The 23,105-nt window shown below is 67.9% G+C and carries 24 protein-coding genes; 10 read left to right on the forward strand and 14 right to left on the reverse strand.

Annotated features, from left to right (window positions below; translation table 11 throughout):
* Positions 1-129: 129 nt before the first annotated feature.
* The 3 genes from ACSVC7_RS26900 to ACSVC7_RS26910 all read left to right on the forward strand — a co-directional run bounded on the left by ACSVC7_RS26900 (position 130) and on the right by ACSVC7_RS26910 (position 2,039).
* Positions 130-1,338, forward strand: a complete 1,209-nt coding sequence (locus tag ACSVC7_RS26900) for an alpha/beta hydrolase (RefSeq protein ID WP_448206841.1) — start codon at positions 130-132, stop codon at positions 1,336-1,338.
* Positions 1,339-1,407: 69 nt separating this feature from the next.
* Positions 1,408-1,641 (forward strand): antitoxin, encoded by a 234-nt coding sequence (locus ACSVC7_RS26905; protein ID WP_448206840.1) that lies wholly within the window; start codon positions 1,408-1,410, stop codon positions 1,639-1,641.
* On the forward strand, positions 1,641-2,039 hold the full coding sequence (locus ACSVC7_RS26910; RefSeq protein ID WP_448206839.1) for a type II toxin-antitoxin system VapC family toxin: 399 nt from the start codon (positions 1,641-1,643) through the stop codon (positions 2,037-2,039). Before ACSVC7_RS26905 ends, ACSVC7_RS26910 begins: the two co-directional genes overlap by 1 nt.
* A 4-nt stretch (positions 2,040-2,043) precedes the next feature.
* On the opposite strand, the gene ACSVC7_RS26915 is transcribed toward ACSVC7_RS26910, so the two are convergent.
* Both ACSVC7_RS26915 and ACSVC7_RS26920 read right to left on the reverse strand, forming a co-directional pair.
* Positions 2,044-3,609: an ABC transporter ATP-binding protein gene (locus ACSVC7_RS26915; RefSeq protein WP_448206838.1), complete on the reverse strand. Its 1,566-nt coding sequence runs from the start codon at positions 3,607-3,609 to the stop codon at positions 2,044-2,046.
* Between the two features lie 138 nt (positions 3,610-3,747).
* The gene (locus ACSVC7_RS26920; RefSeq protein WP_448206837.1) at positions 3,748-4,731 is read right to left on the reverse strand and encodes a BMP family lipoprotein; all 984 of its coding nucleotides are present in this window, start codon (positions 4,729-4,731) and stop codon (positions 3,748-3,750) included.
* Positions 4,732-5,033: 302 nt separating this feature from the next.
* On the opposite strand from ACSVC7_RS26920, the gene ACSVC7_RS26925 reads away from it, so the two are divergent.
* The gene (locus ACSVC7_RS26925; protein WP_448206836.1) at positions 5,034-5,687 is read left to right on the forward strand and encodes a LysE family translocator; all 654 of its coding nucleotides are present in this window, start codon (positions 5,034-5,036) and stop codon (positions 5,685-5,687) included.
* On the opposite strand, the gene ACSVC7_RS26930 is transcribed toward ACSVC7_RS26925, so the two are convergent.
* Entirely contained in the window at positions 5,656-6,324 is a 669-nt protein-coding gene (locus ACSVC7_RS26930) for a DedA family protein (protein WP_448206835.1), read from the reverse strand. The two genes, ACSVC7_RS26925 and ACSVC7_RS26930, sit on opposite strands and share 32 nt — an antisense overlap.
* A gap of 77 nt (positions 6,325-6,401) precedes the next feature.
* Positions 6,402-8,186: an ABC transporter transmembrane domain-containing protein gene (locus ACSVC7_RS26935; RefSeq protein ID WP_448206887.1), complete on the reverse strand. Its 1,785-nt coding sequence runs from the start codon at positions 8,184-8,186 to the stop codon at positions 6,402-6,404.
* 184 nt (positions 8,187-8,370) lie between these two features.
* Here ACSVC7_RS26935 and rpmE point away from each other — a divergent pair, with 184 nt between their 5' ends.
* Together rpmE and ACSVC7_RS26945 are read left to right on the forward strand one after the other, a co-directional pair.
* Positions 8,371-8,595, forward strand: coding sequence for a 50S ribosomal protein L31 (gene rpmE, locus ACSVC7_RS26940; protein WP_145626362.1), 225 nt, complete (start codon positions 8,371-8,373; stop codon positions 8,593-8,595).
* Positions 8,596-8,833: 238 nt separating this feature from the next.
* On the forward strand, positions 8,834-9,523 hold the full coding sequence (locus ACSVC7_RS26945; protein ID WP_448206834.1) for a ribonuclease T2 family protein: 690 nt from the start codon (positions 8,834-8,836) through the stop codon (positions 9,521-9,523).
* Between the two features lie 55 nt (positions 9,524-9,578).
* Here the strand turns inward: ACSVC7_RS26945 and ACSVC7_RS26950 are convergent, their stop codons facing one another.
* Positions 9,579-9,992, reverse strand: coding sequence for a DUF1465 family protein (locus ACSVC7_RS26950; RefSeq protein ID WP_448206886.1), 414 nt, complete (start codon positions 9,990-9,992; stop codon positions 9,579-9,581).
* 306 nt (positions 9,993-10,298) lie between these two features.
* Between ACSVC7_RS26950 and ACSVC7_RS26955 the strand changes: the two genes are divergently transcribed.
* Positions 10,299-10,763, forward strand: coding sequence for an Hsp20 family protein (locus ACSVC7_RS26955; protein ID WP_448206833.1), 465 nt, complete (start codon positions 10,299-10,301; stop codon positions 10,761-10,763).
* A 108-nt stretch (positions 10,764-10,871) separates the two neighbouring features.
* Here ACSVC7_RS26955 and ACSVC7_RS26960 read toward each other — a convergent pair whose 3' ends face one another.
* From ACSVC7_RS26960 to ACSVC7_RS26990, 7 genes are all read right to left on the reverse strand, one after another.
* Positions 10,872-12,782 (reverse strand): PAS domain S-box protein, encoded by a 1,911-nt coding sequence (locus tag ACSVC7_RS26960; RefSeq protein ID WP_448206832.1) that lies wholly within the window; start codon positions 12,780-12,782, stop codon positions 10,872-10,874.
* 94 nt (positions 12,783-12,876) lie between these two features.
* On the reverse strand, positions 12,877-13,680 hold the full coding sequence (locus tag ACSVC7_RS26965; RefSeq protein ID WP_448206831.1) for an alpha/beta fold hydrolase: 804 nt from the start codon (positions 13,678-13,680) through the stop codon (positions 12,877-12,879).
* 8 nt (positions 13,681-13,688) lie between these two features.
* Positions 13,689-15,014, reverse strand: a complete 1,326-nt coding sequence (locus ACSVC7_RS26970; RefSeq protein ID WP_448206830.1) for an O-acetylhomoserine aminocarboxypropyltransferase — start codon at positions 15,012-15,014, stop codon at positions 13,689-13,691.
* Positions 15,015-15,144: 130 nt separating this feature from the next.
* Positions 15,145-15,549, reverse strand: a complete 405-nt coding sequence (locus tag ACSVC7_RS26975) for a DUF5615 family PIN-like protein (RefSeq protein WP_448206829.1) — start codon at positions 15,547-15,549, stop codon at positions 15,145-15,147.
* On the reverse strand, positions 15,530-16,138 hold the full coding sequence (locus tag ACSVC7_RS26980; protein WP_448206828.1) for a DUF433 domain-containing protein: 609 nt from the start codon (positions 16,136-16,138) through the stop codon (positions 15,530-15,532). Before ACSVC7_RS26980 ends, ACSVC7_RS26975 begins: the two co-directional genes overlap by 20 nt.
* 76 nt (positions 16,139-16,214) lie before the next feature.
* Entirely contained in the window at positions 16,215-17,354 is a 1,140-nt protein-coding gene (locus tag ACSVC7_RS26985; RefSeq protein ID WP_448206827.1) for a carboxylate-amine ligase, read from the reverse strand.
* Positions 17,355-17,360: 6 nt separating this feature from the next.
* Entirely contained in the window at positions 17,361-18,233 is an 873-nt protein-coding gene (locus ACSVC7_RS26990; protein ID WP_448206826.1) for an N-formylglutamate amidohydrolase, read from the reverse strand.
* 104 nt (positions 18,234-18,337) lie between these two features.
* Between ACSVC7_RS26990 and ACSVC7_RS26995 the strand changes: the two genes are divergently transcribed.
* From ACSVC7_RS26995 to ACSVC7_RS27005, 3 genes are all read left to right on the forward strand, one after another.
* Positions 18,338-19,036, forward strand: a complete 699-nt coding sequence (locus ACSVC7_RS26995; protein ID WP_448206825.1) for an Aq_678 family protein — start codon at positions 18,338-18,340, stop codon at positions 19,034-19,036.
* A 122-nt stretch (positions 19,037-19,158) separates the two neighbouring features.
* Positions 19,159-20,085, forward strand: coding sequence for a DMT family transporter (locus tag ACSVC7_RS27000; RefSeq protein ID WP_448206824.1), 927 nt, complete (start codon positions 19,159-19,161; stop codon positions 20,083-20,085).
* A 96-nt stretch (positions 20,086-20,181) separates the two neighbouring features.
* The gene (locus ACSVC7_RS27005) at positions 20,182-20,943 is read left to right on the forward strand and encodes a FadR/GntR family transcriptional regulator (protein WP_448206823.1); all 762 of its coding nucleotides are present in this window, start codon (positions 20,182-20,184) and stop codon (positions 20,941-20,943) included.
* 108 nt (positions 20,944-21,051) lie between these two features.
* Here the strand turns inward: ACSVC7_RS27005 and ACSVC7_RS27010 are convergent, their stop codons facing one another.
* Both ACSVC7_RS27010 and secY read right to left on the reverse strand, forming a co-directional pair.
* Positions 21,052-21,699 carry an adenylate kinase gene (locus tag ACSVC7_RS27010; RefSeq protein WP_448206822.1) on the reverse strand — a complete coding sequence of 216 codons (648 nt, stop codon included), beginning with the start codon at positions 21,697-21,699 and terminating at the stop codon, positions 21,052-21,054.
* Positions 21,699-23,039, reverse strand: a complete 1,341-nt coding sequence (secY, locus tag ACSVC7_RS27015; protein ID WP_448206821.1) for a preprotein translocase subunit SecY — start codon at positions 23,037-23,039, stop codon at positions 21,699-21,701. The genes ACSVC7_RS27010 and secY overlap by 1 nt, the downstream gene beginning before the upstream one ends.
* Positions 23,040-23,105: the final 66 nt, after the last annotated feature.

Raw genomic sequence — 23,105 nt, forward strand, 5'->3', positions numbered from 1 at the left:
TGCCCCGCCGCGCGGTGCAGCGCAAGCGTGACCATTGGACGGCCCTGGACGCCACGGCGGATTGCGTTGAGGATCGGGCGCGAAAGGTGCAAAGGTGGCATCACCACCCCTTTTGGGGATATGCCGTCCATGCGAGTTTCCTTGCGCGCCCTGGTCCCGGCCGCCCTTGCCGCCCTCCTCGTCGGCTCCGCCGCTTCCGGCGCCGCCGCCCAATCCACTGCCCAGTCCAATGACGGGCCGCCGGATTCCTGGACGCGCTATTGGACGGTGCCCGGCTTTCCGGAGATCGCGGCGCGCGGCCCGGCGAAGGCCAAGGGCGTGATCTTCTGGAGCCACGGCCTGAACGGAAAATGGCCGGAATACCAGCACCCGCCGGCAACTCTCCTGCAACGGCTGGCGGCCGACGGCTGGGACGTGCTGAAGATCAACCGCAACAACCTGTTCGAGACCGGCTGGGCGGAAGCCGGCATGCGCCACATCGACGACCTCGTCCAGCGCGCGGAGGAGGCGCGGCGCCAGGGCTACAAGCGGGTCGTCGCCGCCGGCCAGTCCTACGGCGGGGCGATCACGCTGGAAGCCGGCGCACGCTTCCCCTTCGACGCAATCATCGCGCTCGCCCCCGGTTCCGGCAGCGACGCCAAGAACGCCGGTTCGGTCGCCATGAGCTGGCAGACCCAGGCCGACTGGCTCACCCGCCTTCTGCCGAAGGAGCAGGCGGCGCGCGTCGTCGTCTTCGTCCCGGACCAGGACGAGTATTTCCCAAGCACCACCCGCGGCCCCATCGTCCGCGAGGGGTTGGGCAAGAGCGGCCGGGCCTTCGTGGTGATCGACGAGCGCTCCCCCCTCAAGGGGCATGGCGCCGGCACCGGCGGCACCTTCCGCGCGGCCTACGGAAGTTGCCTGACGCACTTCCTGGACGCCGCGCCGAACGCGGGCGAGACCCGCTGCCCCGACCCGCCCGCCGACTTCGACATTCTGCTGCCCGACGACCTGTCCGTCGCCAAGCCCGCCCCCACCGTGCCGAAGGACCTGGCCGCCTATTCGGGCCGCTGGGTCGGCGTCTACGACGGCAACGGACGCGCAGTCCAGATCGTGGTGGAGCGCATCGAGGGGCGGGACGCCCACCTCGTCATTGCGGTCGGACGCGGGCCGGACCGCCGCATGGCCTCCGACTGGACGCGGCGCAAGGCGAGCTTCGACGCCGGAAACGCGCTACGCACCGGCGGCAGCGGCAACGGCTTCACCATGACCCTGCGCCCCGACGGCAAGGCCGATCTTCTCTGGGAATCGAAGGAGCGCGACAGGTCCCTGAAGGCCCTGCTGACGCCCGTGCCGTAGCCGCAACTCACCCCCTGGACGGCCCGGCGGAGGCGGCCTATGTTCAGGCATATGCCGCAGGAGGCCGCCATGCTCCCCGAACGCCACGTCAAAATCTTCCGGAACGGCCGCAATCAGGCGGTCCGCATCCCGCGGGAGTTCGAGCTTCCCGGAGAAGACGCGATCATGCGCAAGGACGGCGACCGATTGATCATCGAACCGGCTCCACCGCCGTCCCTGCTGGGCGTTCTCGCGACTCTCCTGCCGCTGGACGAGGACTTCCCCAACATCGACGACACTCCGCCGGACGCGGTGGAGCTGTGATGCGGTACCTGCTGGACACCAACATCGTCTCCGACCTCGTCCGCAATCCCCAAGGGCTGGTCACGCAACGCATCCAAGCGGTCGGGGAATCGCGTGTCTGCACCAGCACCGTCGTCGCGGCGGAACTTCGGTATGGAGCCGCGAAGAAGGGATCGGCCCGGCTGACGGCCCAACTCGATGCGGTGCTGAACGCGCTGGAGGTCGTGCCCTTCGAGGCGCCGGCGGAATCCGCCTACGGCACCATCCGCGCCCACCTGGAAAGGTCCGGACGGATCATCGGCGGCAACGACATGCTGATCGCCGCCCACGCCCTCTCGCTCGGCTGCACCATCGTCACCGAAAACGAGGACGAGTTCAGGCGCGTGCCGGATCTCCAATGCGAAAACTGGCTGCGGTAGCGCTCTACGCAGCCGCCTCCACCCCCGCCATCATCAGGCCCAGCCGGCGCTCGTCGGCGTCCGCCGGGGCGACCTCGCCCATCAGGCGGCCGTCGAACATGACGAGGATGCGGTCGGACAGGCTGACGATCTCGTCCAGCTCCACCGACACCAGCAGGATCGCCTTGCCCTCGTCCCGCAGGCGCACGAGGCGCTTGTGGATGAACTCGATGGCGCCGATGTCCACGCCGCGCGTCGGCTGGCCGACCAGCAGCAGGTCCGGGTTCCGCTCGATCTCGCGGGCCAGCACGATCTTCTGCTGGTTGCCGCCGGAGAAGTTGGCGGCGCGCAGGCGCGGGTCGCGCGGGCGGACGTCGTAGGCCTCCATCTCCGACTCGCAGCGGGCGAGCACGGCGGTGCGGTCCGTCAGGACGCGCCCGTTGTAGGCCGCGTCGTCGTGATAGCCGAGGATGGCGCATTCCCGCGCTTCGAAGCCGGTGACGAGGCCGACGCGCTGCCGGTCCTCCGGCACATGGCCGACGCGCAAGCTACGCAGCGCCTTCGCGTTGAACAGGCCCGGCCGGTCGGCCAGCTCCTCCCCGCGCAAGGAGACCGAGCCGCCGGCGAGGGGCCGCATGCCGGCCAGCGCCTCCAGCAGTTCCGACTGGCCGTTGCCGGACACGCCGGCGATGCCGACGATCTCCCCCGCCCGCACCGAAAAGCCGACGCCCTTCACCCGCTCCACGCCGGAGCGGTCGCGGACGCGCAGGCCCGCCGCCTCCAGCACCACGGGGCCGGGCTTGGCCGGCGTCTTCTCCACGCGCAGCAGGACCTTGCGGCCCACCATCAGTTCGGCGAGCCGCTCCCGGCTGGTCTCGGCGGTGCGGACGTTCGCCACCACCTCGCCCCGCCGCATAACCGTGACGTTGTCGGTCAGCTCCATGATCTCGCGGAGCTTGTGGGTGATGATGACGATGGTTTTCCCCTGCTCCCGCAACGCGCGGAGGATGCGGAACAGGTGGTCGGTCTCCTGCGGGGTCAGGACGCCGGTGGGTTCGTCCAGGATCAGGATGTCGGCGCCCCGGTAGAGCGCCTTCAGGATCTCCACGCGCTGCTGCGCGCCCACGGCCAGATCGCCGACCGGGCTGTCGAGGTCCACCTCCAGCCCGTAGTCGCGGGCGAGCCGCGCCAGCTCGGCCCGCGCCCGCTCCATCCCCGCCGCCAGCGTCACGCCGCCTTCCGCCCCCAGCAGGACATTCTCCAGCACGGTGAAGGGATCGACGAGCATGAAGTGCTGGTGGACCATGCCGATGCCGGTGGCCAGCGCGTCGCGCGGGCTGCGGACCGCAACCGGGCGTCCGTCCACCCGGATCTCCCCGCTGTCGGGCTGGAGGTAGCCGTAGACGATGCTCATGATCGTCGACTTGCCGGCCCCATTCTCGCCGATCACGCCGTGGATTGTGCCTTTGGGCACGCTCAGCGACACGTCGCGGTTGGCGTGGTTGGCGCCGAACCACTTGTTCACCCCGCGGGCCTCAAGGGCCGGCGGGGCGGTGGCGGTGACGGGGGCTGCGGTCGGGGCGTCGGGCATGGGGAGGTTCTTCAAGGTGGCTAAGCTTGGCCCCCTCCCTCCCCCGCTGACGCGGGAGAGGGCTTTGGAAGCTTGCGGGCGAGTTCCCTCTCCCGCGAAGCGGGGGAGGGTTAGGGAGGGGGCCTCAAGTCGGGAGCCTTACGGCTGGTACGGCTTCACCGGAAGCTGCCCGGCGATGATCTGCTGCTTGGCGTCCTCGACGGCCTTTTCCATCTCCGGCGTGACGAGCTTGCGGTTGTTCTCGTCCAGCGCGTAGCCCACGCCCTCCTCCTTCAGGCCGACGACGCGGTGCCCGGCCTTCCAGGTTCCCTCCTTGGCGGACTTCATGCAGTCGTAGACGGTGACGTCCACGCGCTTGACCATGGAGGTCAGCACCTTGCCCGGATGGACCCAGTTCTGGTTGCTGTCCACACCGATGCCCAGCTTGCCCGCATCGACCGCCGCCTGGAGCACGCCGAGACCCGTGGCGCCCGCCGCCGCGAAGACGATGTCGGCGCCGCGGCCGAACTGGCTCTTCGCCAGCTCCGCGCCGCGTGTCGGGTCGTTCCAGGCGGCCGGGGTGGTGCCGGTCATGTTGACGATGACCTCGCCATCGGCCTTGACGTGTTTCACGCCCTGCTCGTAGCCGGTCAGGAAGTTGCGGATCAGCGGGATGTCCATGCCGCCGATGAAGCCGACCTTGCCGGTCTTCGACGCCAGCGCGGCCAGCATGCCGACGAGGAAGGAGCCCTCATGCTCCTTGAAGGTCACGGACTGGACGTTCGGCAGGTCCAGCTTGTCGTCGATCAGGCAGAACTTTGTGTTGGGGAACTCGCGCGAAACCTTGTCCACGGCGGCGGTCTGCGAGAAGCCGACCGCCGCGACGACGGTGGCGCCGCGCCGGGCCATGTTGCGCATGGCCTGCTCGCGCTGGCTTTCGTTGGTGATTTCGAACTCGCGGTAATTGATGCCGGTTTCCTTCTTGAAGCGCTCCGCCCCGTTGTAGGCCGCCTCGTTGAAGGACTTGTCGAACTTGCCGCCCTGGTCGAACACGACGGCCGGCACGAACTCGTCCGCCGCCAGGACGGGGCCGGCGCCCGCCGTGAAGGACAGGACCAGAGCCGTCAGGATGCGCTTCATCATCGTTGTCGCCCTTCCCCGTTCATAATTGGCCCAATCACATTCCGAATCAGCCCGTTCTGCGGAGCCGTGGCGGTCAGGATAGCCGCTCCCCCCACCGCGAAACAGGGGAATTGCCGCCGCAGGTCACAGCGTTCGCGGATCAAATCCCGGCCTCGCCGGTTGACGCAGCGGCGGTGGAGGGCTATCACGCCCGCCAGCGTCCGGACGGAAACGCCGAACGTCGAACATTGAGCCGTTCCGTTGCCGTCACACAGGCGTCATAATCCGAACGGACCGGAACAGGCTTACGGGGGGCATCGGGCGTGCATGGGTTGGTGGTGCTGCTGCAAGGCATCGTCCTCGGGATCGCCATAGCCGCCCCGGTAGGACCCATCGGGCTGCTCTGCATCCGCCGCACGCTCCAGCACGGCCCGCTGATGGGCTTCTTCACCGGATTCGGCGCCGCCGTCGCCGACACCATCTACGGCGCCATCGCCGCCTTCGGCGTGTCCGCAGCGCTCGACTTTCTTCAAGGGCACGAGGTCGCCTTCCAGCTGGTCGGCGGCATCTTCCTGATCGCGGTCGCCATCCGCACCTTCCGGCAAAAGCCCGAGGAGGAGGAGCGCGAGGCGGCGACCGCCCCCGACACTCCGTCCTTCTTCGGCGGTTTCCTGACCGGGCTGTCGCTGACGCTGACCAACCCCGCCACCATCATGGCCTTCATCGCCATCTTCGCCGGCTTCGGCCTGGGCGGGAACCTCGGGCGGGTCGACGCCAGCACGCTGGTGGCCGGCGTGTTCACCGGCGCCTGCCTGTGGTGGTTCGCCCTGTCCATGGGCGTCGCCGCCGTCCGTCACCGCATCTCCGACCAGCGGCTGACGCTGCTGAATCACTGCACCGGCGTGGCGCTGGCCGGATTCGGCCTGTGGGCGCTTGGAATGGCCGTCACGGGCATGGCCGGTTGGGCGATGGGCTGAGCCCTGCGCCCCGCGCCGCCGGGTCGCGGCGGATCGTGCGGAAATGCTGGACCAGCCGCACGAGATAGAGCCCCACCAGCACCACCAGCAGCCCGACCGTGAAATAGCCGATCAGCCGGTGCGCGAAGGGCCATGTGGACAGCATGTAGCCGGTCCAGGCCAGCACCAGCGTCCACAGGATCGAGCCCAAACCCGAATAGAAGCAATAGAGCGGGATCGACATCCGGCAGGCCCCCGCCGGGATGGAGATCAGCGTGCGCACCCCCGGCACCGGCTGCGTCAGGAAGACGGCGAGGCCGCCGCGCTTGGCGAACCAGTCGGTGCTGCGCCGGACCTTCTTCGGGTGGATGGTCAGCCAGTGGCCGTAGCGCTTGAGGAAGGCCTCCAGCCGGTCGCGGCCGAGCAGCCGGCTCGGCAGGAACCAGACGAGCTGCCCGACCAGCGAGCCCAGCCCGCCGGCCAGCGCGATGCCGAACAGGCTGTATTCCCCATGGGCGGCGGCCAGCCCGGCCAGCGGGATGACCGACTCCGCCGGAATGGGCGGGATCACCCTCGCCAGCACGAGCAGCAGGAAGATGCCCGCGTAATTCATCGCGTGCATCACCTCGACCAGCCAGTTCGTCAATCCGCCGTCCATGCGCGTCCATCCGGAGTTCCACCTCTTTCAGGAACATGGATGGCGGACGGGGGGTTCCCGGACCCTGAGAATACGCTCTATTCGGCGGCCCGGTCGAACTGCAGGGCGGCGAGGCGGGCGTAGAGGCCGCCCTCCCGCACAAGCTCGGCATGCCGGCCGGACGCGACGGCCCGGCCCTGGTCCATGACCACAATGCGGTCGGCGTTCAGCACGGTCGCCAGCCGGTGCGCGATGATCAGCGTCGTGCGCCCCTTCATCAGCGTGTCCAGCGCGTCCTGCACCATGCGCTCGCTCTCCGCGTCCAGCGCGCTCGTCGCCTCGTCCAGCAGCAGGACGGGCGGGTCGCGCAGGATCGCGCGGGCGATGGACAGCCGCTGGCGCTGGCCGCCGGACAGCCGCACGCCCTTCTCGCCCAGGAAGGTGTCGAATCCCTCCGGCAGGGCGTCCAGGAACTCCGTCGCGTGGGCGGCCTCGGCGGCGGCGCGGACCTCTGCGTCCGTGGCGTCGGGGCGGCCGTAGCGGATGTTCTCCCAGGCGTTGGCCGAGAAGATGACCGGGTCCTGCGACACGAGGCCGAGCCGGCGGCGCACCTCCACCGGGTCGGCGTCGCGAATGTCCACGCCGTCCAGCCGGATCGCCCCGGCCTGCGGGTCGTAGAAGCGCAGCAGGAGCTGGAACACCGTCGTCTTGCCGGCCCCCGACGGACCGACCAGCGCCACCGTCTCGCCCTGCCCGACCTCCAGCGTGAAACCCTCCAGCGCCGCGTCCTTGGGCCGCGAGGGGTAATGGAAGCGCACGGCGTCGAAGGACAGCGCCCCTTGCGGCGGAACGGGCAGCGCGACCGAGCTGGCCGGAGCGCGGATGTCCGGCTGGGTGGCCAGCAGCGCGAACAGCCGCTCCGTCGCGCCGGCGGCGCGCTGGAGGTCGCCGATCACCTCGCTGATCGCCCCGACGGAGCCGGCGACGACCACCGAATAGATGACGAAGGCCGACAGCTGCCCCGCCGACAACCGGCCCGCCAGCACGTCGTGCCCGCCGATCCACAGGATGATGCCGACCGAGCCGAAGACCAGCACGATGACGATCACCGTCAGCAGCGCGCGCACCCGCACGCGCCGGATCGCCGTGGCGAAGGCGTCCTCCACCCGCGCGCCGAACAGGCCGCGGTCCAGCGCCTCGTGCGTGTAGGCCTGCATCGTGCGGATGGCGCCCAGCGTCTCCTCCACGAAGGAGCCGATGTCGGCGATCTTGTCCTGGCTGGCGCGCGACAGGGCGCGCACGCGACGGCCAAACAGCACGATGGGGAAGACGACCAGCGGCACGACCAGGAACACCAGCCCGGTCAGCTTGGGCGAGGTGATCAGCAGCATCGCCGTGCCGCCCAGGAACAGCAGCAGGTTGCGCAGCGCGATGGAAACGGAGGAGCCGACGACCACCTGCAACACCTCCGTGTCGGTGGTCAGGCGCGACAGGATCTCCCCGGTCTTGGTCGTCTCGAAGAAGCCGGGGGAGAGCGTCAGCACATGGTCGTAGACGGCGCGGCGGATGTCGGCCACCACCCGCTCGCCGATCCAGCTCACCAGGAAGAAGCGCCCGTAGGTGGACAGCGCCATCAGAACGATGACGCCCAGCAGCACCAGCAGCGCCCGGTCCAGCAGCGAGGAGTCGCCGGCGGCGAAGCCCTGGTCCACCAGCACCCGAAGCCCCTGCCCCATGCCCAGCACAGTGCCCGCCGCGACCGTCAGCGCCGCCAGCGCGCCGAGGATCTGGAGCTTGTACGGCATCAGGAACGGCACGAGCCGACGCAGCGGAGTCAGGTCGCGGCGCCGTGACTCGGGGCGGGTATCGGCGGAATCGGGTATGGAAGAACGGCGGGACACCGGGGCTCCCCAGCGGAAAATGTGCTGCGCGCACGGAAAAACGGGCATATAGCGACGTCACAGCCCCGGAACAAGGCGCGCGACCGCGTCAAAAGGCTGCGGAACGCGGTTGCATCACGCGATCTGCTTTGCTATAGACGCCGCTCGCTTTGCAGGAACCCCGGCCATGAAGACTGACATCCATCCCGACTACCACGAGATCAACGTGGTGATGACCGACGGCAGCACGTTCAAGACCCGCTCCACCATGGGCAAGCCGGGCGACACGCTGCGCCTCGATATCGACCCGAAGTCGCACCCGGCCTGGACCGGTGTGCAGAAGCTGCTCGACACCGGCGGGCAGATCGCGAAGTTCAACAAGCGCTTCGCGAACTTCGGCCTGAAGAAGTAAGCTTCTTCTCCGCAAAACGAAAAGGGGCGTCCGGTCCGCCGGGCGCCCTTTTCGCATGCCCGCATTCCGGGAAAGCGGGAATATGTAAAAAGTTTTTCTCTTTTTCTGATTATCACACCATCATCGCACCCGCATGGCGGGCTGGACGATCCCAGGAATGTTCAACCCGCCGGCGGCGCACGGGGGTGTGCCGGCCCCGATCCGGGGTCTTGGGAACCGTTCAACCGGGGGATTGTCCATGAAGAAGTTTGCGAAGAAATTCGCCCTGGCCGGCGCCGCGGTGGCGTTGGCCCTCGCCCTGACCGCCACCGCCGCCGAAGCGCGCCGCGGGAGCAACGACCAGCCGTCACGCGGCAAGACCGGCGAGTTCGATTACTACCTGCTCAGCCTGTCCTGGTCGCCCGACTACTGCAAGTCGCACAAGGACGACACGGCCCAGTGCGGCCCCGACAAGCACAACGGCTTCGTCGTGCACGGTCTCTGGCCGCAATACGACACGGGCTACCCGCAATACTGCATCAAGCCCGCCCCGGCCGTGCCGCAGGAAGCCGTGGACATCGCGGTGCAGGGCAACCCCAGCGCGGCGCTGTTCACCGATCACGAGTGGCCCAAGCACGGCACCTGCGCGACGACCGAGCCGGTCGCCTACGCCAAGAACGAGATCAAGGCCTTCCAGGCCGTCAACGTCCCGGACCGCCTGAAGGCCCGCAACACCCTTGCGCAGATTTCGCTGAAGGACTTCAAGGCGATCCTGCTGCAGGCCAACCCGCAGCTGTCGGACGCCAGCCTGAAGGTCCAGTGCGACCGCGGCGGCGCGCTTCAGGAAATCCAGATCTGCCTGGACAAGACGACGCTGAACCCGCGCGCGTGCACCGCCTTCGTGAAGGACAAGTGCCCGACGGACTTCACCATCGATCCGATCCCCTGATGCTCCGGCGCCCCCGTCCGTCATGGGCGGGGGCGTTTCCCGATATCGGCCCCAATCAGCCGACCGCCTGCTGAAGGTCCTGCCGCGCCCGCTCGTCCAGCCGGGCGACGCGCATGTAGAGCTTGTAGCTGCGCTCCAATAGGCTGCGCAGCCCTTCCGGCAGAGCCCCGTTGTCGGGGCCGGAGGGATCGGTGCAGACATCGCCACCGGACAGCGCGAATTCCTCGCCTGCCGCCTGCTCGCGGGTGATCTCGCCCGCGTGGACGGCCTTCTGCGCCAGCAGCCACGCCATCACCTGGGTCAGGCGGCTGGTCACGCGCATCGATTCGTAGGAAATCTGAAGACGGACGTGCGGGGGCAGCGTCGTCCGGTTTTGCACGGCCTCATGATAGGCGATGTAGTTGCGCGCCTCGATCAGCAGCGCCATCGTCTCTTCATAGGTCCCGTTGAAGAAGGTCGGTGTTTCCATCACGGCCGTACCCCTCCCGCGGCCGGATGGCCCGTTCCCGAGCCTCGCCGCAATTGATGAACAATGGGTGAGCGCACGGGGAACAGCCCCCCAAACGCCCCGGAAAACGTGGGTTCAAAAGCGGGTTTAAAGGCGGATTCAAAAGTCGTTTCGGAAAACGCATAGGCCCTCTTGAACAGGCCGAACGGTCCCTTATCTCTCGCGGTATCGACGGACGCCCAGCCGGGGTCCGACGACATCGCAAAGTCGGGGGCTGACGAAAGCCGTGGTCCCCGAACGCAATATCGCTCGATTGGAGGATATGTCATGCGTACCTACGACCTTTCGCCTCTGTTCCGTTCGACCGTCGGCTTCGATCGCCTCTCGCGGCTTCTGGAGTCCGCGATGACCGGCGAGGAGGGCGCGGCGTCCTACCCGCCCTACAACATCGAGAAGACGGGCGACGACGCCTACCGGATCACCATGGCCGTCGCCGGCTTCGGGCCGGAAGACCTGGAGATCACCGCCCAGCAGAATTCGCTGGTGGTCACTGGCAAAGCTAAGAAGGAGCAGGAGACCGGCCAATTCCTCTACCGGGGTATCGCCGGGCGCGCTTTCGAGCGCCGCTTCCAGCTTGCCGACTTCATCAAGGTGTCGAACGCCAACCTGCTGAACGGGTTGCTCCACATCGATCTGGTGCGCGAGGTGCCGGAGGCCATGAAGCCCCGCACCATCAAGATCGACAGCGCCGCCAGGACGGACAAGCCGGCCCTGACCCAGCAGGCCGCGTAACCATACCGGTCTGCCCTGGCCTGAAGGAGAACGGACGGCGCCCCGGGAAACCGGGGCGCCGTTTTCGCGTGTGCAGATTCGGGAATGCGGCCGCCCTACACGCCCGCCCTATACACCCATGGCGCGCAGGTAGTCGGCCATGCTCATCACGCGCTCCGCCGGCAGGCGCACGGTGACGGTGGTGCCCTGCCCCGGCGCGCTGTCGATGTGCAGCGCGCCGCCGTGGGCTTCGACGAGCCGCTTGGAGATCGGCAGCCCCAGCCCGGTCCCCTCATAGCCGCGGGTCATCGACTGGTCGACCTGGGTGAAGGGGGTCAGCGCCTTGGGAATGTCCTCCGGCGCCATGCCGATTCCCGTGTCGCGCACGAACAGGGCGGCACCGCCCTCCCCGTCCTGCCGGGCGCCCACGGTGACCGTGTCCCCCGCCTTGGAGAACTTCACCGCGTTGGACAGCAGGTTCACCAGCACCTGACGCAGCCGCTGCGCGTCGCCCCACAGCATGGGCATGCCGTCGGGAAGGTCGATGGACACCGCCACGCCGCGTTTGCCGGCCTGGATGGCGACGAGGTTGAGCCCCTGCCCGACCAGATCGGTCAGGTCCACCGGCCCGTCGGTCAGGTCCAGGTTGCCCGCCTCGATCTTGGTGATGTCCAGGATGTCGTCGATGATGCCCAGCAGATGCTCGCCCGACTGGCGGATGCTGGTCGCGTATTCCGTGTAGCGGTCCACCTCCGCCGCCCCCAACAGCCGCATCTCGATCACCTGGGAAAAGCCGATGACCGCGTTCAGCGGGGTGCGCAGCTCGTGGCTCATGATCTGGAGGAAGGCGGACTTGGCCTTGTCGGCCGACTCCGCGGCCTCCTTGGCACGGATCAGTTCCTGCTCGATGCGCTTGCGTTCGGTGATGTCACGGATGATGCCGGTGAACATGCGCCGCCCGCCGCCCTCGATGGCGCTGACCGACAGTTCCGCCGGAAAGCGGGTGCCGTCGGCGCGCATCGCGACGATGTCGTGCCCCTTGCCGACCGCCGGCGCGGCACCGTCCGGCAGCACGGCGCGCAACAGGTCCATGGACGGCCCGCCGTCCGGGGCCGGCAGCAGCCGGTCGATCTTCTGCCAGCGGATCTCCGACGCCGGAATGCCGAACATCTCCTCCGCCGCCCGGTTGAAGCTGTGGACCATGCCCGAATCGTCGACGGTCAGGATCGCGTCGGCGGCGGTGTCCACGATGGCGTCGGTGCGCGCCTCCGCCATCAGCAGGGCTTCGGCCGTGCGCACATACTCGGTCATGTCGGTCAGCGTGCCGACGCAGCCGAGCAGACGCCCCTCCGCGTCGGTCAGGGGGGAGCTTTGGCACAGCACCGACGTGGTGACGCCCATCGGCCCGACGAAGCGCAGGTCCAGCAGCATCGGCCGCCCCTCGACCGTGCAGCGGGTCCATTCCGTGTCCAGCCGCGCGCGGTCGTCGGGATGGACCGCGTCGCGCCAGCCCCGTCCATGCAGCGCGTCCTGCGGTAGCCCGGTGATCGCCGCGAATCGCGGGTTCGCGAAGACGATTCCGCCCTCGGGGTCGGTCTGGAAGATGCCGACCGGCGCGGAGCGGGCGAGTGTCTGGTACAGCGCCTCGCTGTCCCGCAGGCGCTGCTCCGCCTCCACCCGGTCGGTGACGTCGCGCAGGTTGATGACGATTCCCCGCACATCCGGGTCGGCGAGCAGGTTGTGCGCGGACGCCTCCACATGGCGCCAGGACCCGTCGGCGTGGCGCACGCGGAAGACCCTCAGGTCCAGGGCGGCGTCCGGCTCGGCGACGCGCCGCGCGAAGCGCCAAGCGGCCTCCGCGCGGTCGTCGGGATGCAGGTAGTCGAGCAGGTCGGTGCCCGCCACCGCCTCCCGCTCGTAGCCGAGGACGCGCAGCGAGGCACCGCCGATGTGGATGAAACGGCCGTCGCGCGAGGCCACCGCCATCACATCGCTGGCGTTCTCCAACAACGCGCGGACGTAGCGCTCATTGATCGGCACGGCCGGCCCTCCCGCGTTAGGGGCTCCTTGTCCGTCCAGTAAGCGCCTCAAACGTTAACGCATGATGATCCCACGGCAATGAAGCCGAAGAAATTCAATTTCCTTTTAGACCGAAGTGTTTCGCCAGGGCGTCCACAGTCGCATCCGGTGCTTCGGTCATAACCATATGGCCTATGCCGGTCAGAGTAACGACCTCCGAGTCCTTGATGCGGGCGGCCAGGGCACGGCCGGCCTTGGCCGGTGTCATGCGGTCGGCGGCACCCAGCACGAACAGCGCGCGACAGGCCACGGCCGTGGCCGCCTGCACGCCGCCCGCGTAGGCGTTGCAGGCGCCGAGGTCCACGCCCAGCACGCCGGGTCTGGCCCGCTGCATCAGCCGCCGCCCGCCGGGCAGCAGCGACAGGCCCGGAGCGGTCGCCCCGCCGACATGGCCGCGCGGCCCGTGCCCCCAGCCGATGACCAGCTCGATGGAGGACGGGTCGTTGAGCGCGGCGGCGGCCAGCAGGTCCGGATGCACCGGCATCGTCTCCGCCACGCCGAGCAACGCCAGCGATTCGACACGGCTACCGTGCCGCGCCGCTGTCTCCAGCGCCACCAGCGCGCCCATGGAATGGCCGACCAGCGCCGCCTTCGCGACGCCCGCCGCGTCGAGCAGAGCCACGACCCAGTCCGCGAGCGCCTCGACCGAGTCCAGCGGTGCGCCGCCGGAGCGGCCGTGCCCCGGCAGGTCCACCGCCAGCACCGACCGCCCGTGGTGGGCGAGGTAGCGGGTTTGCAGGCTCCACACCGTGTGGTCCATGCCGGCGCCGTGGATCATCACCACCGCCGGCTTGGCCGGGTCGAAGGGCTGGCCGCCGGTGTGGGCGTAGACGGTCTGGCCGTTGACGGAAAGCTCCATGGTTCTTCTCACACCTTCGTCGCGGCGCGCAGCGCCTGGCGCAGATCGTCGATCAGGTCGTCGCAGTCCTCCAGCCCGATGGACAGGCGGATCATGTCCTCGCCCACCCCGCTGGCCTTCAGCGCCTCGGCGTCGAGCTGGGCGTGGGTGGTGCTGGCGGGATGGATGACCAGCGACTTGGCGTCGCCGACGTTGGCGAGGTGCGAGAACAGCGACAGCTTCTCGATGAAGCGCCGCCCGGCCTCGCGGCCTCCCCCCGGAACCGAAGAACGGATTCCAAAGGAGATGATCGACCCGGCGCCGTGCGGCAGCAGCTTCGAGCACAGCCGGTGGTCGGGGTGGTCCACCAGCTCCGGATAGGTGACCCAGGCGACCGAGCCCTTCTCGGCGTAGGCCTCCGACTCCAGGAAGCCGACCACCTTGCGGGTGTTGTGGATGTGCCCCTTCATGCGCAGCGGCAGCGTCTCCACGCCCTGCAGGATCTGGAAGGCGTTCATCGGGCTCATGCAGGCGCCGAAGTCGCGCAGGCCCTCAGCGCGGGCGCGCATTATGAAGGCGGCCGGGCCGAACTCCTCCGCGAAGTCGATGCCGTGATAGCCGGCGTAGGGTTCGGTCAGGGTCGGGAACTTGCCGGACGCCTCCCAGTCAAAGGTGCCGCCGTCGATGATCACGCCGCCGATGGCGACGCCGTGCCCGGCCAGCCACTTCGTGCAGGAATGCATGACGAGGTCGGCACCGACGCTCAGCGGCTTGCACAGGTACGGCGTCACGAAGGTGGCGTCCACCATCAGCGGCAGCCCGGCGTCGTGCGCGATCTGCGACACCTTGGGGATGTCCAGCACCTCCAGCCCCGGATTGCCCAGCACCTCGCCGAACACCAGCCGCGTCTCCGGCCGGATGGCGTTGCGGAAGCCGTCCAGGTCGCGCGGGTTCACGAAGGTCGTGGTGATGCCGAAGCGCGGCAGCGTGTAGGCCAGCAGGTTGCGGCTGCCGCCGTAGATCGAGGAAGAGGCGACGATGTGCCCGCCCGCGTCCATCAGCGTCATGATGGCGAGCGTCAGCGCCGCCTGTCCGCTGGCCGTGCAAACCGCCCCGACGCCGCCCTCCAGCGCCGCCAGCCGCTCCTCCAGCACCGCCACGGTGGGGTTGGAGATGCGGGAGTAGATGTGCCCGGCCCGCTCCAGGTTGAACAGCGACGCGGCGTGGTCGGTGTCGTCGAAGACGAAGGACGTCGACTGATAGATCGGCACCGCCCGCGCCCCGGTCGTCGGATCGGGCCGCTGGCCCGCGTGCAGGCTGAGCGTGTCGAACTTGAGGAACTTGGCCTCGGCCATGACCTTCCCCCTGAAAAGGTTGAGGGCCGCCCGACTGCGAGCGGCCCTCCGGTGTTTATGCGTGTTTTGCCTGCCCTGCTCAACTCCGTGAGCTGATTGGCGCCGAGGGTATGGGGGGATGACGCAAAGGTCAAGGCGTTCCACCGGTGAGGCGCGCCTTCCATGCCATCCCCGGGCGGATGCGGTAGCTGAAGACTTGCCCGTTTTCCTTCAATTCCACGAACACATCCTGACGACGTGCAAACACCTTTTCGGCAATCGGCGCGACATGTCGCAACATGGCACGCTGACGTTGGGGTGGCTGTCCGCTGGGCAGAACGATAACGGGAATATGGCCCCGCTCGATGGCGAGCCGGGCAAAGTCGATCCCGTTTTGGGTGACCAGCACGAAGCGCCCTGTCCTGACGCAGTCGTAGATGTCCTCGTCCGTGGCTTTTGGCCCCAAGCCGATCGTTTCGACCGTACGTTGAGCCTCGTACAGCATATCGCCTTCCAACGCACAAACGGCGATGTTCTCATCCAGCAAAAGGTGCATGCTCTTCGACGTCGAACAGCTCGAACTCGGCCGACTCGTCAATTGAAGTCGGCCGCCCGCGACGCGGGTGGAGCTGGTCGTATAGCACGGCCGCGTCGATACTTTCAAAATTCAGACCGTATTCCCGCGCGATTTCCGCAATGGAAACACCCTTCTGATGCATTCCGGCGACGGTCCGAACCGGAATCCGGGTGCCGCGCAGAACGGGCTCGCCTCCGCAAACCTGCGGATCCCGCTCGACCATTGCCCTCACCTTCGACAATCGGTCGATCCGCTCCTGGATTCCCGACCTGATGCGGCCCAGTGGAAGATCAAACGCGCCGATGCAAACGACCGCCTTGTGGTCGGCCAAGGTCCGGCGCACATTCTCGTAAACTCTGCGGCGGAAGTCTTTGCCAAAGTCGTTTCGGAACTCCTTGATGGCGAACAGATAGTAGACGGCATCCGGGCCGACCCGCCGTTCGCCCGGCCCTGCGGAGGAATCGACGACCCGCGCCGAGATCTCGCGGTCCACGATTTTCGGCTCGACATCGGCGACGAAAGCAGCTTCGGCCACCGTGAACTCACCAGCCGTAAACATGGCTCCCATCGACGCCTCCACCATAAATCCGCTCACGAACGTGAATTAATTTAGGCGGAGGTCGCATCGGCGTCAACGCGGCGGGTCAAATCGCCTCCCCCACCCCAAGGACCGTCTCCTCCGCCAACCAGTCCACCACCTGCGCCAGAGCCTCCCAGCCCGTGGCCCCCTGCTCCAGCGCGTCGCGGTAAATAGCGACCTGACGGTGGGCGCTCGTCCCGCGCTTCAGGATGTCACGGGCGTGCTCGACCTCGGCGGTGCAGCCGAAATGCTCGGCGTCCTCGCGGGTCAGTTCGAACAATTCCTCCATCAGGTCGGCGTAGGGGACGATCCGCCCCCGGCCGAAGTCCACCAGCCCGTCGTCCAGGCCGTAGCGCTGGGCGCGCCAGCGGTTTTCCTCAATCAGCAGATTCTTGTAAGGACGCCAGGTCACGTTCTTCAGCTTCAGCCGCCACAGCATCCGCAGCAGGCACTGGTAGAGCGCCGCCACCGTCACCGCGTCATCCAACCGCGTGCAGACGTCGGTGATGCGCATTTCCAGCGTCGGGAAGCGCGAGGACGGGCGGATGTCCCACCACAGCTTGCTGGCGTCCTCGATGATGCCGGCGTTGACCAGCACGTTCACCTGCTGCTGGTACTCGCCGAAGCTCTGGAAGCCGTCGGGCATGCCGGTGCGCGGCAGTTCGTTCCACACCGACAGGCGGTAGGACTTGCGCTCCATGTCCCGCCCCCGCCAGAAGGGGGAGGAGGTAGACAGCGCCAGCAGGTGCGGCAGGAAGTACCGGACCTGGTTCATCAGGTCGATGCGCAGGTCGTCGTCCTCGATCCCCACATGGACGTGCATGCCGCAGATCATCAGCCGCCGCGCCGGGGCGCCGAGGTCGCGCGCCAGCATGTTGTAGCGGTCGCGGTTGGTGTGCTTCTGCGGTTCCCACGCGGCGAAGGGATGGGTGGAGGCGGCGATGGGGGCGAGGTTGTGGGCGCTCGCCACCCCAGCCACGGTGGCGCGCAACGCCGCCAGTTCCGCCCGCGCCTCCTGGACCGTGGCACAGACCGGCGTGCCGACCTCGATCTGGCAGCGCAGGAACTCCGGATGGATGCGGCCCGGCGCCTGCTCCTGGCAGGCGGCCAGCATCTCCTCCGGCGGATTCTGGGCGATGTCGCGCGTGTTGCGGTCGACCAGCAGATATTCTTCTTCCAGACCCAGCGTGAAGGCCGGCTCCATGGATGCTCACTCCCGCGGGTACAGTTCGATCCGGTAAAGGCCGGGGTCGGCGAGGATCGGGTCCAGCGCGTCGCCCAGGACCTTGGCCCATTGCGCCGCGCCCTCCGGAATGGCGATCAGGTCCTGACGCACCTCGATCAGCACGTTGGGCAGGCCGGCCGGCGTCGCGTGCGTCTCCACCGTTCCGCCCAGCGTGGTGCGCCCGGAATAGGGTTCGTTGTCGCCCACGCACCACCGCCCGTCGGCGCGCAGCCGCGTGATCAGCGGGATGGGAATGCGCGGGTCGTTGTCCCACAGCACGCCGACGTGCCAGGGCCGCGCCACGCCGCGCATCACCGGCGTGAAGCTGTGGATGGAGACGATCGCCGGCACCTGCCCCCGCTCCCGCCGCCGCGCGACCTCCGCCGCGATGGCGTCGTGGTAGGGGACGAAGATGGCCTCCACCCGCCGCCGCTCCTCATGGGCGTCGAGCGCCCGGTTCGCGGGGATCACCACGTCGTCGCTGACCACGGGGACGGCCGTCGGGTCGTTCAGCGATCGGTTGGGGTCGATCACCAGCCGCGAATAGCCGGACAGGATCGCCGTCGCTCCGAATCGCGCGGCCAACCGCTTGGTCAGCTCCGCCGCCCCGATGTCGTAGGCGATGTGCCGGCACAGTTGCTCCTCCGGCAAGCCGAGGTCGCCGAGCGCCTTCGGGATGGCCCGCGACGCATGATCGCACAGCAGCAGCACGGGGCTTTTGGAGTCCGGGTTCAGCACCGTCACCGGCGGCGGATCGCCGGGACCGAGCAGCGATGGCACCGACGCCGCACGCGCCGGCGTCGGACCGGTCACCGGCTGCTGATGCTCGGCTGGTTGGCAAGGGGAGAGCGGCGTCATGATCCGGCAGTATCGCAGGGGTTGGGGCGAACCGGAAGCTCCGGCAAACGTGGTAGAACTACTCCGAAACTGCTAGGTTTTCGGGCGAAACGGCGGAGACGGTGATGCTGAAACAGATTTGCGCCCTTTTGTTCTTGCTCCTCCTGCCGCTTTCGGCCTGCGGACCAATGTACGACACCCAATACACGATGGTTCCGCCCAGGAGCGCCGAAGGGCGCATGTGCGTGATGAGCTGCCAGCAGGGGCAGAATTTCTGCCGCCAGAGCTGCCAGATGGAACAGCAGAGCTGCCGAGCCGATGCGCGCGAGCGTGCGATGATGGACTACCGCGCCTACGTGCACACCCAGACGGTCGAAAGGAAGCCAATCAAGAAGTCCCCCAGCGACTTCGAGCGCAGTTGCAGCACAAGCAGTTGCGAAAGCCGGTGCGAATCCGACCACCGCCAATGCTACGTCGACTGCGGCGGTCAGGTGATCGCGCGGCAGGTCTGCACCTTCAATTGCGACAAGGTCCCACCGCCGCAGTCGGTGCGGGTCGCGCCCGGCTATGCCCCACAGGCCGCCGAATCGCTCCAAGCGCCGCTTTGCCAGCCCGGACAGCGCGTCGAAGCGCGGTCGGACGGTGAATGGTACGAAGCCGTCGTCAAGGCGCCGCTGCGGTCGAACGGCCGCTGCCCGGTCCATTTCGTCGGCTACGGTGACGACGACGACGAAAACGTGTTGCCGAGGAACCTCCGCCCGCTGGGCAGCGGCCATGACGATGGCGACAGCCAGGACGACGAAGACGAGGACGATGATGAATAGGCCGCCTGGCGACGCGCCCCGCGCCCTTGCGGCCCGGCGCCCGTACCCGGCTTATCCGGTGCAGGTGAGCCATGCGGCGGCTCGCGTTGGCGCGCGGTAGCAACGTCCGGTATAAGACGGCCATGCCGGACGCCAGCAGCTTCGCCCCCGCCGCCCCCATCGACCGCACGCAACGGATCGCGCTGATTGCCCTTCTGACGGGGGCGCTCGGCATCGCCTTCGCGCCGATTTTCGTGCGCCTGTCGGAGCTGGGGCCGGTGGCGACCGCCTTCTGGCGCCTGGGCTTCTCGGTGCCCGCCCTGTGGGTCTGGATGGCCCTGGAATCCAAGGTGGAGCCCAAGGGCGGACGCCGCGCACGCACGCCCTCCTCCGCCTCCGACTACGCGCGGCTGACCGCCGCCGGCCTGTTCTTCGCGGGCGACCTCGCGGTCTGGCACTGGTCGATCAAATACACCTCGGTCGCCAACTCCACGCTGCTCGCAAACTTCGCGCCGATCTTCGTGACGCTGGTGTCCTGGCTGGTGTTCAAGGAGCGTTTCACCCGCACCTTCGTGCTCGGCCTCGCGCTGGCGCTGGCCGGCGCCGTCGTGCTGATGGGCCGCAGCCTGCAACTCAGCCCGGAGCATCTGTTCGGTGACGCGCTGGGTCTGCTGACCGCGGTCTTCTACGGCGGCTACATCCTGTCGGTCGGCCGCCTGCGCGCCGAGTTCTCCACCGCCACCATCATGACCTGGAGCGGCGTCATCACCGGCGCCGCCCTGCTGCCCATCGCCCTGCTGTCGGGGGAAAGCCTGATCGCCGCCACCGCCACCGGGTGGGCCGTGCTGATCGGGCTCGCCCTGATCAGCCACGCCGGCGGACAGAGCCTGATCGCCTACGCGCTGGCCCATCTGCCGGCCGCGTTCTCCTCCGTCAGCCTGTTGTTCCAACCGGCGGCGGCGGCGATTCTCGCCTGGATCCTGCTGGGCGAACCGCTGGGCTTCCTGCAAGCCGTCGGCGCGCTGATCGTGCTCGCCGGCATCCTTCTGGCGCGCCGCGGCAGCCGATGATGCGGCGCAATCGCCACGATGCGCATGCCCGGTTGACGGGTTCCGCCCGAGTCGGGTACGACCTATAACGGACTGCTTATGAAGGGGACTTCCACCGTGTCCGACGCCGAAGACTCCGTCCACGTCCCCACGTCGTCGCAGCGCATTTCCGAGTGGGTGGCGGAACAGCTCCTGGGGCGGATCGCCCGCGGCGAGCTGGTGCCCGGCGAACGCCTCCCGGGCGAGCGCCAACTGGCCGAGCAACTCCACGTCAGCCGCGTTTCCGTGCGCGCGGCGCTGCAAAAGCTGAAGACCCAAGGCTTCCTCACCGCCGTCCAGGGCGGCGGCACGCGCGTCGTGTCCTCGGCCGGCGCCATGGACGGCGCGCTGACCGAGATGGTGCGGGTGAAGCACGCCAACCTCTGCGACCTCGTGGAAATCCGCCAAGCCCTTGAGGGCTGGGCCGCCCGCCGCGCCGCCGAACGCGCCACGCCGGAGCAGATCGAGCACATCGGCCGCATCCTGTCCGCCATGGGCGAGATCGGACGCGACGGCAAGCACGCCGCCGACGACATGGACTTCCACCTGGCCGTTGCCCAGGCGGCCGGCAGCCCGGTCTACCTGCACCTGCTGGCGACCATCCGCGACATCCTCGGCCAGATGATGGAGTACCACCACACCGAGCCTTTCGCGCTCGGCAAGGAGGCGCTGATGATCGACCATCATCACGCCATTTACGAGGCCATCAAGAAGCGCGACCCGGACGCCGCCGCCTCCGCCGCGATTGCCCACCTCGGCTGGGTGCTGGACCGCTACAACGACATGCAGACGAAGATCGATGCCGCGGCCGCACCGTCCACCGAACCCGGAACACCGTAACGGCCCTCCCCTTCCCAACGCGTGTCCATAAAAAAGCTGGCAAAGAAAAAGCCGCAGGCCCTTCCGGAGCCTGCGGCTTTTTCCTTAAGCGAACACCGTCCAACCGCCTTACGCGGCCAGAAGCGCCTCGATCTGCTTCGTAACCTCGTCGATCTCGGCCATGCCGTCCACCGTCTTCAGGACGCCACGGTCCCGATAGTAGGGCAGGATCGGCGCGGTCTGCTCGTGGTACTGGGCCAGTCGGGTCTTCACCGTGTCGGCGTTGTCGTCGGCACGGCGCTTGAACTCCGTGCCGCCGCACGAGTCGCACACGCCCGCGACCTTCGGCTTCTCGAACGTGTCGTGATAGCCCTTGCCGCACTTGGCGCAGGTGTAACGGCCGGTGATGCGCTCGACCAGGATGTCGTCCACGACCTTCATCTCGATCACGTGATCAAGCTTCAGGCCTTTCTCGGCCAGCATCTTGTCCAGCGCCTCGGCCTGGGCGACCGTGCGCGGAAACCCGTCGAGGATGAAGCCGTTCTTCACGTCGGGCTTCGAGATGCGTTCGGCGATCATCTGGACCATCAGTTCGTCCGGCATCAGCTTGCCGGCCGACATGATCTCCTTCGCCTGCTGCCCCAGCGGACCGCCCTCGGCGACCATCGCGCGCAGCATGTCGCCCGTCGAAAGCTGGACGAGCCCGCGCGTGTCCTCAAGACGGCGCGCCTGGGTCCCCTTCCCGGCGCCCGGCGGTCCGAGCAGAATGAGATTCATTACTTTCTCCCCCGAAGCTTCGCTTTTTTAATCAGCCCCTCGTACTGGTGCGCCAGCAGATGGGAATGAATCTGCGCGACCGTGTCCATCGTGACCGTGACCACGATCAGCAGGCTGGTGCCGCCAAAATAGAACGGAACCGAGTGCTGGGAAATCAGGATTTCGGGCAGGAGACAAACCGCCACAAGATAGGCCGACCCGATCACCGTCAGGCGGGTCAGCACGTAGTCGATGTAGTCGGCCGTGTTCTTGCCGGGGCGGATGCCCGGGATGAAGCCGCCATACTTGCGCAGGTTCTCGGCGGTCTCCGCCGGGTTGAACACGATGGCGGTGTAGAAGAAGCAGAAGAACACGATCAGCGCGCTGTAGAGCAGCATGTACAGCGGCGTGCCGTGCGCGATGTAGCGCGACACAGCCTGCAGCCACTCCGGCCCCTCCCCGCCCGCGAAGCCGACGGCGGTCAGCGGCAGCAGCAGCAGCGACGACGCAAAGATCGGCGGGATGACGCCGGACGTGTTCAGCTTCAGCGGCAGGTGCGACGCTTCGCCGCCGAACACGCGGTTGCCCATCTGGCGCTTGGGATACTGGATCAGCAGGCGGCGCTGTGCGCGCTCCATGAACACGATGAAGAACACCACACCCACGGCCATCAGCAGCAGGAAGATGATGAACACCGTGGACAACGCGCCCGTGCGGCCGAGTTCCAGCGTGCTGACCAGCGCGCGCGGCAGCTCCGCGACAATGCCGGCGAAAATGATGAGGGAGATGCCGTTGCCGATGCCGCGGGCGGTGATCTGCTCGCCCAGCCACATCAGGAACAGCGTGCCGCCCACGAGCGTGATCACCGTGGCGATGCGGAAGAACATGCCCGGATCGGCGACGGCGGCGCCGTGCGATCCCGTCATCGACTCCAGCCCGACCGCGAGACCCCAGGCCTGGACGGTGGCCAGCAGCACGGTGCCGAAGCGGGTGTACTGATTCAGCTTCTTACGGCCCGACTCGCCTTCCTTCTTCAGCGCTTCCATCTGCGGCGACACCGCGGTCAGGAGCTGCACGATGATGGAGGCCGAGATGTACGGCATGATGTTCAGGGCGAAGATCGTCATGCGGTGCAGCGCGCCGCCGGCCAGCATGTCGAACATGCCCAGGATGCCCCCGCCCTGCTGCCGGAAGATGTCGGCCAGGATCTGCGGGTTGACGCCCGGAAGCGGGATGTAGGTGCCCAGGCGATAGATGATCAGGGCGCCAAGGGTGAACCAAATCCGCTTCTTCAGTTCGGTCGCCTTGGAAAAGGCACCGAAGTTAATGTTCGCGGCAAGCTGCTCGGCCGCTGATGCCATGGGTCGTATCCCTGTCCCTAACGTGCGAACGGGGCGGTCCTGCAGACTGCAGGCCGCCCCTCGCAA

Source organism: Azospirillum mesophilum (genome assembly GCF_053470405.2).